This is a genomic window from Romboutsia faecis, from assembly GCF_014323405.1.
Classification (GTDB): Bacteria; Bacillota; Clostridia; order Peptostreptococcales; family Peptostreptococcaceae; genus Romboutsia_E; species Romboutsia_E faecis.
Genome location: NZ_JACRWE010000003.1, coordinates 283,729 through 297,598 on the forward strand (window position 1 = coordinate 283,729; position 13,870 = coordinate 297,598).

Sequence of the window (13,870 nt, forward strand, 5' to 3'; positions counted from 1 at the left end):
AATGTATAATGTAACATTAATACCAGGGGATGGAATAGGACCAGAAGTATCTAAATCAATGGTTAGGGTAGTAGAAGCTACAGGCATAGATATTAATTGGGAAATAGTAAATGCTGGTCTAAATGTAATTGAAGAATATAATACACCATTACCAGACCATGTTATAGAATCTATTAAGAAAAATAAAATAGCAATAAAAGGACCAATAACAACACCAGTAGGTAAAGGATTTAAAAGTGTTAATGTGACACTTAGACAAGCTTTAGATTTATATGTTAATTTAAGACCAATTAAAACATTCAAAGGGATAAAATCAAGATACGAAAATGTAGACTTAGTAATAGTAAGAGAAAATACTGAGGACTTATATGCTGGAATAGAACATAAAGTAGGAGATTATGGTGCCGAAAGTATAAAAATAATAACAAAAGGTGCCTGTGAAAGAATCGTTGAGTTTGCATGTGATTATGTTAAAGAAAACAATAGAAAAAAGCTTACAGGTGTTCATAAAGCAAATATAATGAAGTTAACAGATGGATTGTTTTTAAAAGTATTTAGAGATATATCTGAAAAGAATAAAATAAATTATAATGACTTAATTGTAGATGCAGCAGCTATGAATTTAGTACTTAATCCAGAAAAATATGATGTATTAGTTATGCCTAACTTATACGGTGACATATTATCTGATTTATGTGCAGGGCTTGTTGGTGGTCTTGGTATAATACCAGGAGCTAATATAGGAAAAGACTACGCTATATTTGAGGCGGTTCATGGAAGTGCTCCTGACATTGCAGGTATGAATAAAGCAAACCCAACAGCATTAATACAATCAGCAATAATGATGCTTAGATATTTAGGAGAGTATGATGCAGCTAAAAAAATAGAGAGGGCATTAGAAAAAGTATTTATAGAAGGCAGGGTATTAACCATAGATTTAGGAGGAAATGCAACAACTGATGAATTTACAGATGAACTTTGTAAATATGTACTTGAAGGTGTAAAAGCATATTAAATTTATGTTATTATATTATAGTACAGATTTATTAATAAAGGAGTGTTCTTATTGAAGATAACATATATTAATCATAGTAGTTTTGCAGTAGAGTTAGATACATGTGTTTTATTATTTGATTATTTTAAAGGAGAGATACCTAAATTTAGTAAAAATAAAAAAATATATGTATTTTCTAGTCACGGACACCATGATCATTTTAGTCCAAAAGTTTTAAAATTAGAAAAAGAATATGATAATATTTTATATATTCTATCAGACGATATACAGATAAAGGAGTCTGATAAAATAATATTTGTTAAGGAAGATGAAAAGCTAAATATAAACGATTTACAGATACAAACATTAAAATCCACAGATATTGGTGTTGCATTTATAGTTAATGTAGAAGGATTAAGTATTTACCATGCAGGTGATTTAAACTGGTGGCATTGGGAGGGTGAAAACTCAATAAAGGAAAATAAAGAAGCTGAATTAATATATAAAAAGGAAATAGATAAAATTAAGTATAATAATTTTGATTTAGCATTTGTACCTCTTGATCCTAGACAAGGTGAACAATATTATTTAGGATTTGATACATTTATGAAAAATACTAACACTAAAGTGGCATTTCCTATGCATTGTTGGGGGGACTATAGTATTATTGATAAATTAAAAAAATCTAGATTTGCACAAGATTATAAAGATAGAGTTATGGAAATTTCAGAAGTTAATGAAACATTCAATATAAATATAGTATGTAAGTAATAATATAATAAAGTGAATAAATTTATTTTATTTGCTTTATTGTTATACTAAAATAAGTTACAATATTATAATTCAGTTTACATAATTATAATATTGTAACTATTTGTATAATATTTACAATAAGATTCAATTAAATATTATGTAAAAATATCTATAATAAAAGGTCAATGATTTTAACATTGACCTTTTTACTTTATATGATTACTAAGCTTCTTTAATTTCTATAATTCCCATTGGACATGCATCAACACATATTCCACATGCAATACATTTACTTGGAACAGGTTTTTCTTCAACTTTTGCTATAATACCCTTTGGACAGACGTCTACACATGTCATGCATCCAGTACATAATTTTTTGTTTATTATATATACACCTTTAGCATTTTCTTTAATTGCTCCTTCGGGGCATTTTTTAGCACAGATACCACATTGGTTACAGACTTTTACATCTAATGAATCATCTTTTTTATTACCTATTTTTATACAAGAAGTTCCATCAGAATAGTTTTTGTAAAATGCTTCAGAACAAGCTATTTCACATGTTAGGCAAGATTGACATAATGACCTATCTTTAACAACTAATTTTTTCATAATAATTTCCTCCAAAGTTATAAGTTATTATTACACTTATTGTCAAATTCCACCTGTTGATAATTAAAGTGTAGATTATAATAATTAAAAAATCAATTACAAACTCTATGAGGTATGAATATTTTTATTAAGCAAGAAATATGGAAATAAACAGAATAAATGCTTACCATACATCATAAGCTTAAATAAAATAACTATTTACTTTAATGTATATAGCAATAATACTTTGTTCATTTTGATGGAGCTTATTATGGTGGAGGTAAAATATGAATATAGTTATAATAGGGAATGGTAATATTGGTAAGTCTTTAGCAGACATACTATCAAAAAAAGGACATGATATAGTTATGATAGATAGTAATTACTCAAAGGTTAATAAAATAGTAGATAATTATGATGTAAAAGCTATATGGGGTAATGGAGCTGTATATGAAACACAAATAAAAGCAGGAGTAGATGAATCTAGCTTAACAATTGCTGTTACGTCATCAGATGAAACCAATTTAATTTCATGTATGATAGCAAAACAAATTGGAGCCAAGAAAGTAATTGCCAAAGTGAATAATATAGATTATTCACCACAAATAGAATTTATGAAAAATAATTTTAATTTAGATTTGGTTATAAATACAGATAAATTAGTTGCAGATGAAATTTTAAAAATGTTAAGATATCCTAACTGGTTAAAGATTAAGCCTTTAGGAAAAGAATCTCTTACTATTAGTGAGTTAGTGCTAAAAAAAGGTAACAAATTAATTAATAATCGTATTTCAGACATTAATAAGAAATATAAATCCAATATACTTGTCTATGCACTATTTAGAGAGAATAATGTTTTTATCCCTAGTAAAGAAGATATATTAAATGAAAAAGATACAATTTGTGTTGTTGGAAGAAATGATGAGTTAAATAGCTTTTTTAATAATATAGGAATAATAGAAAATAGTATGAAATCTATAATAATAGTTGGTGGAAGTAATACAAGTGTGTACTTGGCAAATCAGCTAAGTAGTATAGGTATAAAAGTAAAAATAATAGAAAAAGATTTATATGTTTGCAAAAGATTAGCTCAACTAGTTTCTAAAGCAAAAATAATAAATAAAGATGGTACAATTCAAGATGTATTAATAGAAGAAGGTATTAATAGTACTGATGCTTTTATATCTATGACTGACAGTGATGAAGAAAATACAATAATATCTTTATTTGCATCTCATTGTAATGTAGAAAAAGTAATAACTAAAGTAAATAACACATCAATAATAAATTTATTAGAATTTAGTAGTTTAAATACCTTTATTTCACCTATAGATGTAATATCAAATGAAGTTGAACAATATATTAATCAGGAGAATAGCCTTAATTTAAATGAATATCCAAGTGATGATATATTAGATGAGAAAGTTAATTTTTTAGAGTTTAAAGCTTCTAAAAGAGATAAAGTCTTAGGAGTTCCTATAAATAGACTAAAAATAAAATCAGATGTAACAATTATTGCAATTCTTAGAAATGGAAATTTAATAGTTCCAAGTGGTAATGATTATATAAAAATTAATGATAATCCAATAATAGCGACTAAGAATAGGTTTTTAAAACATTTAGATGACATTTTATGTTAGGGGGGATAGATTATGAACTTAAAGGTAGTGTTAAAAACGACAGGTAAAATTATATTACTTGAGTCTGCACTACTTATTTTACCTTTAGTTATATCTATATATTATAACGAAAATACTCAGATTTACTTTATTAAATCTATTTTAATATCTTTAGGTATTGGATTATTCTTATCATTAATACCTGGCAAGGGAAATAAAATTTATGCTAAAGAAGGATTTTTAATTGTTTCATTATCATGGGTAATTATATCAGTTCTTGGAGCATTACCGTTTTATTTGAGTGGAGAAATACCTAGGTTTATTGATGCACTTTTTGAAACCGTATCGGGATTTACGACTACGGGTTCAACTGTACTAAAAGATGTAGAAGCTTTAAGTTATGGGATGTTATTTTGGAGAAGTTTTACACACTGGATTGGTGGAATAGGAATATTAGTTTTCTTACTAGCATTCTTACCTAGATCAAAGGGACAAAATATTTACTTAATGAGAGCTGAAGTTCCTGGACCTGTAATGGTCAAATTTGTATCTAAGGTAAATATGAATGCTAGAATTTTATGTTTTATATACATAGCTTTAAGTTTATTCCAGGTAGGTTTTTTACTATTAGGTAAAATGCCATTATTTGATAGCGTGGTTATAACATTTGGCACAGCCGGAACAGGTGGATTTTCTATAACTAATGCTAGTATAGCAGCTTATAATAATAAGTATTTTGAGTATGTTATAGGATTTTTTATGATTATATTTGGTATAAACTTTAATTTGTTTTATCTGATTTATTTAGGAAGTATAAAAGAAGCTTTAAAAAGCGAAGAACTCAAATGTTACTTGGGTATAATAACTTTTTTTGTAATTATAATAACACTAAATATACTTCCTTCATACATGGATATAGGCCGAGCATTTAGAGATGCATTTTTCCAAGTAAGTTCAATAATAACTACGACTGGATTTATAAGTTCTGATTATTCTTTATGGCCTAATTTATCTAAAATCCTTCTTGTGATATTGATGCTAATTGGAGCTTGTGCAGGCTCTACAGGAGGAGGAATTAAGGTTTATAGGATATTAGTATTATTTAAAGCCGCCTTAAAAAATACTAAGCAAATCTTCTCACCAAGATCTGTTTATTCTATAAAGGTAGATAATGAGTATATTGATAGAAAAATTGTTGATTCAATACAAGCATACTTCTTTATTTATTTAATGATTTTAATTTTTTCAGTTATTATTTTATCTTTTGATTCATTAAATTTAATCAGTATATTTACATCAGTAGTAACTTGTTTGAGTAATGTAGGACCAGGATTAGGAGTAGTAGGACCCGTTGGTAATTTTTCCTCCTTATCAGACCTCTCCAAGTTAACCTTAATTTTTGATATGCTTGCTGGTAGATTAGAATTATTCCCTATAATATTTCTTTTAGGTTTCTTTAGATTAAAAAAGTAACAAAAAGTTGTTGACATCATAAGAATAATAATATAACATTTAATCATAATAAATTAAAAATAATGCGATGATAAGAAATAGTAGATTTAAATATCTATTGCAGAGAGTTTCCGGTTGGTGAGAGGAAATATAGAGTTTATATTGAACACATCTTTGAGCAGTGCACCGAAACTATAGTAGGCTGTACCGGATTCCTTGCACCCGTTATCGTGCTAGAGTATTAGTAATAAGTTTACAGTACTTGATAAGGTTAATGTTGTGAGACATTAATAAAAATAGGTGGAACCACGTGAGTTAACTCCCGTCCTATAGCTATAGCTATAGACGGGAGTTTTTTAATTTTAATATAAATTTAGGGCCCAAGTTTATATTTTAAGTTAAATTATGGAACTTATGCAAATTAAAAATTCGAAATATTCTAAAAAATAAAAAGGAGATAAAAATATGAAAATAAATAAATTAAAAAAATTAACTATAATAGCAATATCTTTATTAACTGTTGTTGGATTATTAGGATGTTCTAATATAAACAATGATACTAGTAATAAAAACGAATTAATTATAGGATACGATAACACCTTTGTACCTATGGGATACTTAGATGAAAAAGGTAATACAGTAGGATTTGATGTGGACTTAGCTACAGAAGCATCTAAAAGAATGAATATGAATATAAAATTTCAATCTATTGACTGGTCAATGAAAGAAGCAGAGCTGAACTCAGGTAATATTGATGTTATATGGAATGGATATACATTAACTGAAGAAAGAAAAGAAAAGGTTGCTTATACTGATTCTTATTTAGATAATAAACAAATAATAGTTACTCTTAAAAAATCAAATATAAAATATAAATCAGATTTGCTAGGAAAATCAATAGGTACACAGACAGATTCTTCTGGTATGGAAGCTGTATTAAAAGATACTGAATTTGTAGAGGACTTAAAAAATAAAGAACCAGTTTTATATGATACATTTGATAAGGCTTTTAGAGATTTAGAAATAGGAAGAATAGACGCTTTAGTTGCAGATGAAGTATTAGCTAGATATTATATAGCTCAAAAGAAAGATGATATATACAAGATATTAGATGAAGATTTTGGTAAAGAAGTATTTATAGTTGCAACAAAAAAAGAAAATACAGAACTTAAAGATAAAATCAATAGTACTTTAAATGAAATGAAAAATGATGGTACTTTTGATGAGATATATAGCAAATGGTTTAAATAATAATAAATACTATAAGGGAGAAAAAAATGATTAAAGGACTAGGAATTGTTATATCAATATTCATAATAACTTTGTTAGTGTCACTGCCACTAGGGCTAATAGTAGCCATTTTAAGGAAATCTAAATATAAATTAATAAAACTTATAGCACAACTATATATTTTAGTTATGAGGGGTACTCCGTTACTTTTACAACTTATTGTGATATTTTATGGATTACCATTATTAGGAATAGTATTTGACAGATTTACATCATGCATAATTGCATTTTTACTTAATTATGCAGCATACTTTGCAGAAATTTTTAGAGGTGGTATAGAATCAATAGATAAAGGTCAACGAGAAGCTGCAGTTGTATTAGGTTTTGATAAAGTTACTATGTATAAAAGAATTATACTGCCTCAAGTTACTAAAATAATATTAGCACCTATGTCAAATGAAGTAATAACCTTGATTAAGGATACTTCATTAGTTTATATTCTTGGGCTTAATGATATTTTAAGATTAGCTCAAATTCAATCTATAAGAGAAGTGAGCTTATTACCATTATTAGAGGTCGGTTTTATATATTTAGCTTTAGTGATTTTTATAACGCAAGGGTTTAAATTATTAGAGAAAAAATACTCATATTATAGATAAGAAAGAGAGGAGATAATAATGTTAGAAATAAAAAACTTAAATAAATCATTTAAACAAAATCATGTCTTAAAAGATATTTCTTTTAAGATAGAAAAAGGAGAAATTGGAGTATTACTTGGAAAATCAGGAGCAGGTAAAACAACGTTACTCAGATGTATTAATGGATTAGAGGAGTTTGATAATGGAAAGATAATAATTGATGATAAAATAAATAACAATAGTAAAGATATACTAACTCTTAAAGGTAAGATTGGAATGGTGTTTCAAAATTTTAATTTGTTTCCACATTTATCAGTTATAGAAAATATTATAGAAGCTCCAGTTAATGTATTTAAAGAAACTAAAAAAGAGGCTTTAGAAAGATCTCGAGAGCTACTCGATATTGTTGATCTAAAAGATAAAGAAGATTTCTATCCATATGAACTATCTGGAGGGCAACAACAAAGAGTTGCAATAGCTAGAGCATGTGCTTTAATGCCTAAAGTACTATGTTTTGATGAGCCTACTTCGGCCTTAGATAAAGATACTATAAAAAGCATAGTTAATGTAATGAAGAAACTAAAATCACAAGGAATAACTATTTTAATTATAACTCATGATATAGGGTTTGCTAATGAAGTTGCGGATAAGTTAATAACTATTAGTAAAGGAGTGGTAGAATGTGTAGAAGAGGTATCTTAACTCTATTTTAATTATTCATATATTATGTTAAAATAGATTATATATTTTATATGAATAAGCGAGGTAGTTATGCAAGATAAATTAATTACAAAAGATAAAATCTTTATTCAAGATACTAATTTTTCAAATGTACTTTATAAATCAAGTGGATATGAAGATTTTCATACAAATGCAGCAAACAATAATATAGAAATTGATGAAAATAGGACATATGACTTATTACCAAGTGGATTTATAGATTTTAATCAGCATTTATATGAAGATATCAATCATATGAATTCAATAAGCTCAGGTTTATTTTTAGAAAAAACATTAATTACATTTAGGATATTTATATGGACATCTAGAGGAGAAGGTTTTGAAATATTTAAGCATGTATTGAGAGGTTCTGAAATAAATGAATTAAAAAGCAAAGATGATGTAATTGAATATATATACAATCATTTAAGTGAATTAGAAGATGGAATAATAAATACTTATGGCAATGGTGTAATAAAAAGCTTTGAAGAGTTTGGAAAAGGAATTGAAAGTAAAAAGCTTCCTTTACCTAGCTTACTTAAGAATTTAACAATAGATAATAATTTGCATGATTTTAGATAAAAAAGAATGGGTAAAATGCCCATTCTTTTTTTATAAAAACATAACGGTAGAAGCAATTAAGAACTGTCCTATATAGTAAGTTATTAGATTTATAGCTGGTAAAACTTTATTATGATTATTATCAAAAATAATAAATGATAATACAAAGTCAGAAAATATAAATAGAGTAGTACCGATTACTAGGAATACTATACCTTTATTGTTTTTGTAATCAATCAATAGAGCTAATGATTTACAGTACATTATACTTATTAAAGTACAATATATAAAAGAAGGTATGAATAATTTATTAAATTCTAACCTTTTATATGCTTTAAGATATAGCATTATAATAAGAGAAAATAACAGTGCTAAGACTAATTCTTTTAATTGTATTGGATTTAAATATGAAAAAGCACTTGTATAGAATATATGAGTAATAGAGAAGCTAATTAAACCCAATAAAAATATTATAGATGATTTCTTATGTGATTTTGATTTAATAGATAAAAATATATCACCAAATACAGCGAAAATAATCCCTATTAATATTAAAATAAAATAACTAAAGTCCCCCTTAGTATGTAAACGTGAATATAGACAAAAACATAAGAATAACAAACTTGTAATTGTCTTTGAATATACCCTATAGTTTTTTATTGGATTATATGTAAAATATAATAAAGAAAATAGGGAAAATACTGATAAAATCAATATTAATATCATTTTGCAAAATACTCCTTTTTATAATAAAGTGACAAAAATATCAAAAGAACGTATGTTCTTTATAAAAAAATGTAACTTTTCATTATAATTTTCATAGTATTTATTAAGATAATAAAAAACTTGAAATACTTCCCTATAATAATTTATAGATATAGTTATCTTAGTTGTATTTACACAGATAAAAGCACATATATGTAAATATAGGTAGAGTATTATATTATCTTAATTAACAAAGTAGCCTAATATGGCTACTTTGTTTTTAATTATTATCATAAGGGTCTAAAAGCCATTCTGGACTATTTTTATCTTTCACTAAGAAAATAAGTGACTCATGCTCACCATCTTTATGTTCTTCAGAATTATAAATAGCGCTATATCTAACTTTATAAGCCATAACTTCTGATTTATCTTCAATATAAGTATTTAGGTTTAAATATAGATTGATAATATCTGGGTCCTTTTCTTCTTTAACACTTAGAATATTAATTTCATCAAGTGAATATAGATAATTCTCAATCTTAGTTATTCCTTGTTTATTATAAAGAAGCTTTGATATAGAGCATATATCTTTATCATTTTTATATTTATAGTATTCATATATAATTTCTTCTGGATTATTTGTATAAGAATTTGATTTTACGGTGACTATAAATGTGAAGATTAACATAGGGATAAGTATCATAATAGAAATTCGTTGACAATTCTTAGGCAATTTTTCACCTCCGTACAAGGCTTATAATTGATATTATCCTTTTTTAATATATACTAATTTAAAATCTTATAGTATACTATATCAAGCAATATAAAATAATATTCCAAAAGTGGTATTATTTGTATTTAATAATTTTATTAGTTACATAATCAAGGAGGCATAAATAATGAGTAAATCACCAGTACCAACTCCGCATAATAATGCAAAAGTTGGAGATATAGCAGAAACAGTTTTATTACCAGGAGATCCTCTAAGAGCTAAATTTATAGCAGAGACTTTTTTAGAAGATGTTATCCAATATAACACAGTAAGAGGGATGTTTGGTTATACAGGAACTTATAAAGGAAAAAGAATATCAGTTCAAGGAAGTGGTATGGGTATACCATCAATAGGAATATATTCTTATGAATTAATACATTTTTATGGAGTTAAAAACTTAATAAGGGTAGGTTCAGCAGGTGCAATTAATGAAAATTTAAAAATACATGATGTGGTTATAGGTATGGGAGCTTGTACAAACTCAAACTATGCTGATCAATATAATTTACCTGGGACATTTGCTCCAGTAGCAAGTTATGAATTATTACAAAAAGCTGTAAACGTAGCAAATGAACAAGGAACTAAAGTTACAGTAGGTAATATATTATCTTCTGATGTATTCTACAATGATCAAGGATTAGAGCCTTTACGTCAATGGCAAAAGATGGGTGTACTTTGTGTAGAAATGGAAGCAGCCGCTTTATACATGAATGCTTCAAGAGCAGGTGTAAATGCATTAACTATACTTACTATATCTGATTGCCCATTAACAGGGGAAGAGACTACTTCACATGAAAGACAAGTTGCTTTTACTAAAATGATGGAAATAGCTTTAGAATTAGCTTAATTTGATACAAATAAAAAAAGATATGAATATGCTCATATCTTTTTTATTAGCTTATAGTTCTAAATACACCTGTAACAACTCCAATTATCTCAACAGAATTAGCTTCTAAAACTATTGGTTCCATAAAATCATTTTCAGGTTGAAGTCTTACAAAATTACTTTCTTTATAAAATCTTTTTACAGTAGAAGTCTCACCATTAATTAAAGCTATTACAATTTGAGAGTTAGAAGCTGTGTTCTTTTTATCTACTATTATGTAGTCGTTATTTAGTATCCCAGCGTTAACCATACTATCACCTTTAACCTTTAATACGAAATTATCAGAACCTTTTATTAGGTTAGAAGGTAGTGGTATGTACTCTTCAATGTTTTCTTGAGCTAGTATAGGTTCACCAGCTGTAATTTGGCCAACTAAAGGTAAGTTGATAATTTCTTGGTTTAATCCAGATACATTTGAATTACTATTCCCATCTAGTACTTCTATAGCTCTTGGCTTAGTAGGATCTCTTCTTATATATCCTAATTTTTCTAATTTATTTAAATACCCATGAACAGTAGATGTAGATTTTATATTTACAGCAGTACATATTTCTCTAACAGAAGGTGGATAACCTTTTGCCATTAGTTGCTCTTTTATAAACTCTAGAACTAATACTTGTTTATCACTTAAATCCAAATACATAAAATCAACTCATTTCTAATTTAAATTTATTTATATTGCAGTTTAATAACATAAGATAGTCTATTTAATTAATTATACTTATATTTTAACATAATAAGCTTTATTTCACAAACATTTGTTCTAGGTTTATAAAATATGTTGTAAATAGGACTTTATCTAGATATTATTATTAATTTCTTTATCAATTTCTTTTATTTCTTCGAGATTATCGTCATTATCAACCCACTCAAAGTTATTTACAATATCACGTTTAACATTTTTCTTATGTGCAGCATATAGTTGTGTAGTTGTTACATTATCATGATCTAATAAGTTTTGTACATCATAAATAGAAAAACCAGTTTGAATTAAAGATGTAGCAGCAGTGGCTCTTAATTTATGAGGGCTATACCCATTATTTCGTGTAGTTTCCATTGAAATAGAAGTGTATTTTTTTACAAGTTCTCTAATTGCTTTAGAAGTAAGTCTTTTTCTTTGAAGAGATAAGAAAAGAGCATCTTTGACTTCATCTGGTAGAACTTCACTTTCAGGTCTTTCATTAAAGATATAATCTTTTACAACAATTTCACAAGTATGGTTTATAGGCATAAGAACTTCTTTACCACGTTTTCTAAAGATCTTAAATTCACCTCTAGAGAAATTAAAAGAAGATATGTTAAGTTCCCTTAGTTCATTAAGTCTTAGACCATATGTAACAAACAAAGCTAAAATAGCTTTATCACGAAGCTTAGTTTTTTTCCAATAGACTTTTTCTTTTTCAGTAAGACCTTCACCACTTTCTACAGCATCTAACATTTTAGCAACCTCATCAATATCAAGCCTTTTTATAGCGTCTGGTTGAGGCTTAGGAAGCTTAATAGGGTTAAAACCATCAGTAATGTTATTATCAAGTTGCTCATTTCTATATAGAAATTTAAATAGAGTAGACAGAGATGATTTTTTTCTAGCTAAAGCCCTATTGTTATTTTCAAAGATTAACGTATTCTTTTCTGTGTGCTTATAATATCTACTACAGTAATCACCAAGGAATAAATTAACATCTCTTGCCTTAATGTTGTTAAATTCATTCAACGTAATATCTTTACTAATTTCAGCTTTTGTAAGCTCTTGTGATTCTACTAAATAATTACAAAAGAAGTTTATATCTTCAAGGTAAGCATAACGCGTAGAAACGGCTACAGAGCCTTTTAGATAAATAAAGTAGTCTTTCATAAATTTAGGTAGCTTATTTTCTATTTTAATACATCTTTCCATAATATCATTATCTCTTAGTACGATATTATCGGGTTTATTTGATTTATTGTTAATTTTTAATACCTTATCATTATTCAAAGTAAATCCTCCTAGTTAATTTAAAGTAATTTTATATTATTACTTATATAATAATATAAAATATCACATTATTTTTTTTCTTTCAATGTAGAAAGTTAATGATGGTAATTAAAATAAAACTAGATTTTATACAGATTTTTTAGCTTAATTAAACCTTTTATTTTGATAAATATTCGAAAAGTGATCATTTTCACATATAAGAACATTTGTTCTTGTTTAGAATAAAGATCATAAATCTAGCATTTTATTTGTGTTAAAAAAATCTGAATCATTTCATATAGATTTAGCTAAATTGAATTCAAGCATTATTTAATGAAAAGAAAAACCTAATACTTGAAGATCTATAAAGTAAATTTATGAATATTTCATTGTGAATTGGTTAAAGAAGTTAAATGAAGCTAAATGAGTATTTATATGGTCAATGGTATTAAGTAAATAATAACAGGGGTTAGGAGTAATGAAAGAAATAAATTAATAATTAGTAAAAATTAGTTAACCAAATTAAATTAAATATAGAAAGTGCATGAAATGCTTAATAAGTTTATTAAACTGATGATATGTTTAAATCATTGCAAAAAAAATGTAGAAAAATATAAATATATTGTATACATAATTAGATACAAAATTAGATACAAAAACTAAACTGGTATAAAAAATAAATGTTTTATTTTATAGGAACAAAAAGAGTAAAGTTAATAATTTTTTTATTTAACGAATCAGTGTGTAAATGATCAGAATATAAGCAAAAAGTGTAGTTAGAATTCATTATCATACTAACTATTCCCTAAATATACATTTAGAGATTAGTTATATATTACAAATTTAGCTCTTCTCCTTAAACCTATATATTGTCTAGCAATCTCCATATAATAATTGATATAAAGCATAAATATTTTTATTCTGTATGAATCCATATAATATATATTATATGGATTCATACAGAATAATATATAATAATTATACAAATATATAAT

The 13,870-nt window shown here is 26.2% G+C and carries 14 protein-coding genes and 1 other annotated feature; of the genes, 9 read left to right on the top strand and 5 right to left on the bottom strand.

The window, feature by feature from the left end:
* Position 1: 1 nt before the first annotated feature.
* Together H8923_RS07870 and H8923_RS07875 are read left to right on the top strand one after the other, a co-directional pair.
* Complete coding sequence (locus H8923_RS07870) at positions 2–1,015, top strand: isocitrate/isopropylmalate dehydrogenase family protein (RefSeq protein ID WP_153926215.1); 1,014 nt, start codon at positions 2–4, stop codon at positions 1,013–1,015.
* Between the two features lie 51 nt (positions 1,016–1,066).
* Positions 1,067–1,765, top strand: a complete 699-nt coding sequence (locus H8923_RS07875) for an MBL fold metallo-hydrolase (RefSeq protein ID WP_153926216.1) — start codon at positions 1,067–1,069, stop codon at positions 1,763–1,765.
* A gap of 204 nt (positions 1,766–1,969) precedes the next feature.
* Here H8923_RS07875 and H8923_RS07880 read toward each other — a convergent pair whose 3' ends face one another.
* A complete protein-coding gene (locus H8923_RS07880; protein WP_153926217.1) occupies positions 1,970–2,359 on the bottom strand; it encodes a 4Fe-4S binding protein in 390 nt (129 codons plus the stop codon).
* Between the two features lie 266 nt (positions 2,360–2,625).
* On the opposite strand from H8923_RS07880, the gene trkA reads away from it, so the two are divergent.
* From trkA to H8923_RS07910, 6 genes are all read left to right on the top strand, one after another.
* Positions 2,626–3,978: a Trk system potassium transporter TrkA gene (trkA, locus tag H8923_RS07885; protein ID WP_153926218.1), complete on the top strand. Its 1,353-nt coding sequence runs from the start codon at positions 2,626–2,628 to the stop codon at positions 3,976–3,978.
* 12 nt (positions 3,979–3,990) lie between these two features.
* Positions 3,991–5,430 (top strand): TrkH family potassium uptake protein, encoded by a 1,440-nt coding sequence (locus H8923_RS07890; RefSeq protein WP_153926219.1) that lies wholly within the window; start codon positions 3,991–3,993, stop codon positions 5,428–5,430.
* Positions 5,431–5,488: 58 nt separating this feature from the next.
* Positions 5,489–5,742, top strand: a binding site (T-box leader).
* A gap of 132 nt (positions 5,743–5,874) precedes the next feature.
* On the top strand, positions 5,875–6,660 hold the full coding sequence (locus tag H8923_RS07895) for an amino acid ABC transporter substrate-binding protein (protein WP_153926220.1): 786 nt from the start codon (positions 5,875–5,877) through the stop codon (positions 6,658–6,660).
* 26 nt (positions 6,661–6,686) lie between these two features.
* Complete coding sequence (locus H8923_RS07900; RefSeq protein WP_153926221.1) at positions 6,687–7,298, top strand: amino acid ABC transporter permease; 612 nt, start codon at positions 6,687–6,689, stop codon at positions 7,296–7,298.
* Positions 7,299–7,316: 18 nt separating this feature from the next.
* The gene (locus H8923_RS07905; protein WP_153926222.1) at positions 7,317–7,979 is read left to right on the top strand and encodes an amino acid ABC transporter ATP-binding protein; all 663 of its coding nucleotides are present in this window, start codon (positions 7,317–7,319) and stop codon (positions 7,977–7,979) included.
* Positions 7,980–8,048: 69 nt separating this feature from the next.
* Positions 8,049–8,579, top strand: coding sequence for a hypothetical protein (locus H8923_RS07910; RefSeq protein ID WP_153926223.1), 531 nt, complete (start codon positions 8,049–8,051; stop codon positions 8,577–8,579).
* A 30-nt stretch (positions 8,580–8,609) separates the two neighbouring features.
* Here H8923_RS07910 and H8923_RS17820 read toward each other — a convergent pair whose 3' ends face one another.
* Together H8923_RS17820 and H8923_RS07920 are read right to left on the bottom strand one after the other, a co-directional pair.
* Positions 8,610–9,284, bottom strand: coding sequence for a lysoplasmalogenase family protein (locus H8923_RS17820; RefSeq protein ID WP_153926224.1), 675 nt, complete (start codon positions 9,282–9,284; stop codon positions 8,610–8,612).
* A 259-nt stretch (positions 9,285–9,543) separates the two neighbouring features.
* The gene (locus H8923_RS07920) at positions 9,544–9,996 is read right to left on the bottom strand and encodes a DUF4829 domain-containing protein (protein ID WP_153926225.1); all 453 of its coding nucleotides are present in this window, start codon (positions 9,994–9,996) and stop codon (positions 9,544–9,546) included.
* Between the two features lie 166 nt (positions 9,997–10,162).
* Here H8923_RS07920 and deoD point away from each other — a divergent pair, with 166 nt between their 5' ends.
* The gene (deoD, locus tag H8923_RS07925; RefSeq protein ID WP_153926226.1) at positions 10,163–10,882 is read left to right on the top strand and encodes a purine-nucleoside phosphorylase; all 720 of its coding nucleotides are present in this window, start codon (positions 10,163–10,165) and stop codon (positions 10,880–10,882) included.
* A gap of 46 nt (positions 10,883–10,928) precedes the next feature.
* Here the strand turns inward: deoD and lexA are convergent, their stop codons facing one another.
* Positions 10,929–11,564 carry a transcriptional repressor LexA gene (gene lexA, locus H8923_RS07930; RefSeq protein ID WP_153926227.1) on the bottom strand — a complete coding sequence of 212 codons (636 nt, stop codon included), beginning with the start codon at positions 11,562–11,564 and terminating at the stop codon, positions 10,929–10,931.
* A gap of 156 nt (positions 11,565–11,720) precedes the next feature.
* Positions 11,721–12,896, bottom strand: coding sequence for a tyrosine-type recombinase/integrase (locus H8923_RS07935; protein WP_153926228.1), 1,176 nt, complete (start codon positions 12,894–12,896; stop codon positions 11,721–11,723).
* Between the last annotated feature and the right edge of the window lie 974 nt (positions 12,897–13,870).

Bases quoted from the DNA above. Each gene is read 5' to 3' on its own strand.
- H8923_RS17820 (WP_153926224.1), bottom strand. From the start codon at position 9,284: ATGATATTAATATTGATTTTATCAGTATTTTCCCTATTTTCTTTATTA.
- H8923_RS07890 (WP_153926219.1), top strand. From the start codon at position 3,991: ATGAACTTAAAGGTAGTGTTAAAAACGACAGGTAAAATTATATTACTT.
- H8923_RS07900 (WP_153926221.1), top strand. From the start codon at position 6,687: ATGATTAAAGGACTAGGAATTGTTATATCAATATTCATAATAACTTTG.
- H8923_RS07880 (WP_153926217.1), bottom strand. From the start codon at position 2,359: ATGAAAAAATTAGTTGTTAAAGATAGGTCATTATGTCAATCTTGCCTA.
- lexA (WP_153926227.1), bottom strand. From the start codon at position 11,564: ATGTATTTGGATTTAAGTGATAAACAAGTATTAGTTCTAGAGTTTATA.
- H8923_RS07905 (WP_153926222.1), top strand. From the start codon at position 7,317: ATGTTAGAAATAAAAAACTTAAATAAATCATTTAAACAAAATCATGTC.
- deoD (WP_153926226.1), top strand. From the start codon at position 10,163: ATGAGTAAATCACCAGTACCAACTCCGCATAATAATGCAAAAGTTGGA.
- H8923_RS07895 (WP_153926220.1), top strand. From the start codon at position 5,875: ATGAAAATAAATAAATTAAAAAAATTAACTATAATAGCAATATCTTTA.
- trkA (WP_153926218.1), top strand. From the start codon at position 2,626: ATGAATATAGTTATAATAGGGAATGGTAATATTGGTAAGTCTTTAGCA.
- H8923_RS07910 (WP_153926223.1), top strand. From the start codon at position 8,049: ATGCAAGATAAATTAATTACAAAAGATAAAATCTTTATTCAAGATACT.
- H8923_RS07870 (WP_153926215.1), top strand. From the start codon at position 2: ATGTATAATGTAACATTAATACCAGGGGATGGAATAGGACCAGAAGTA.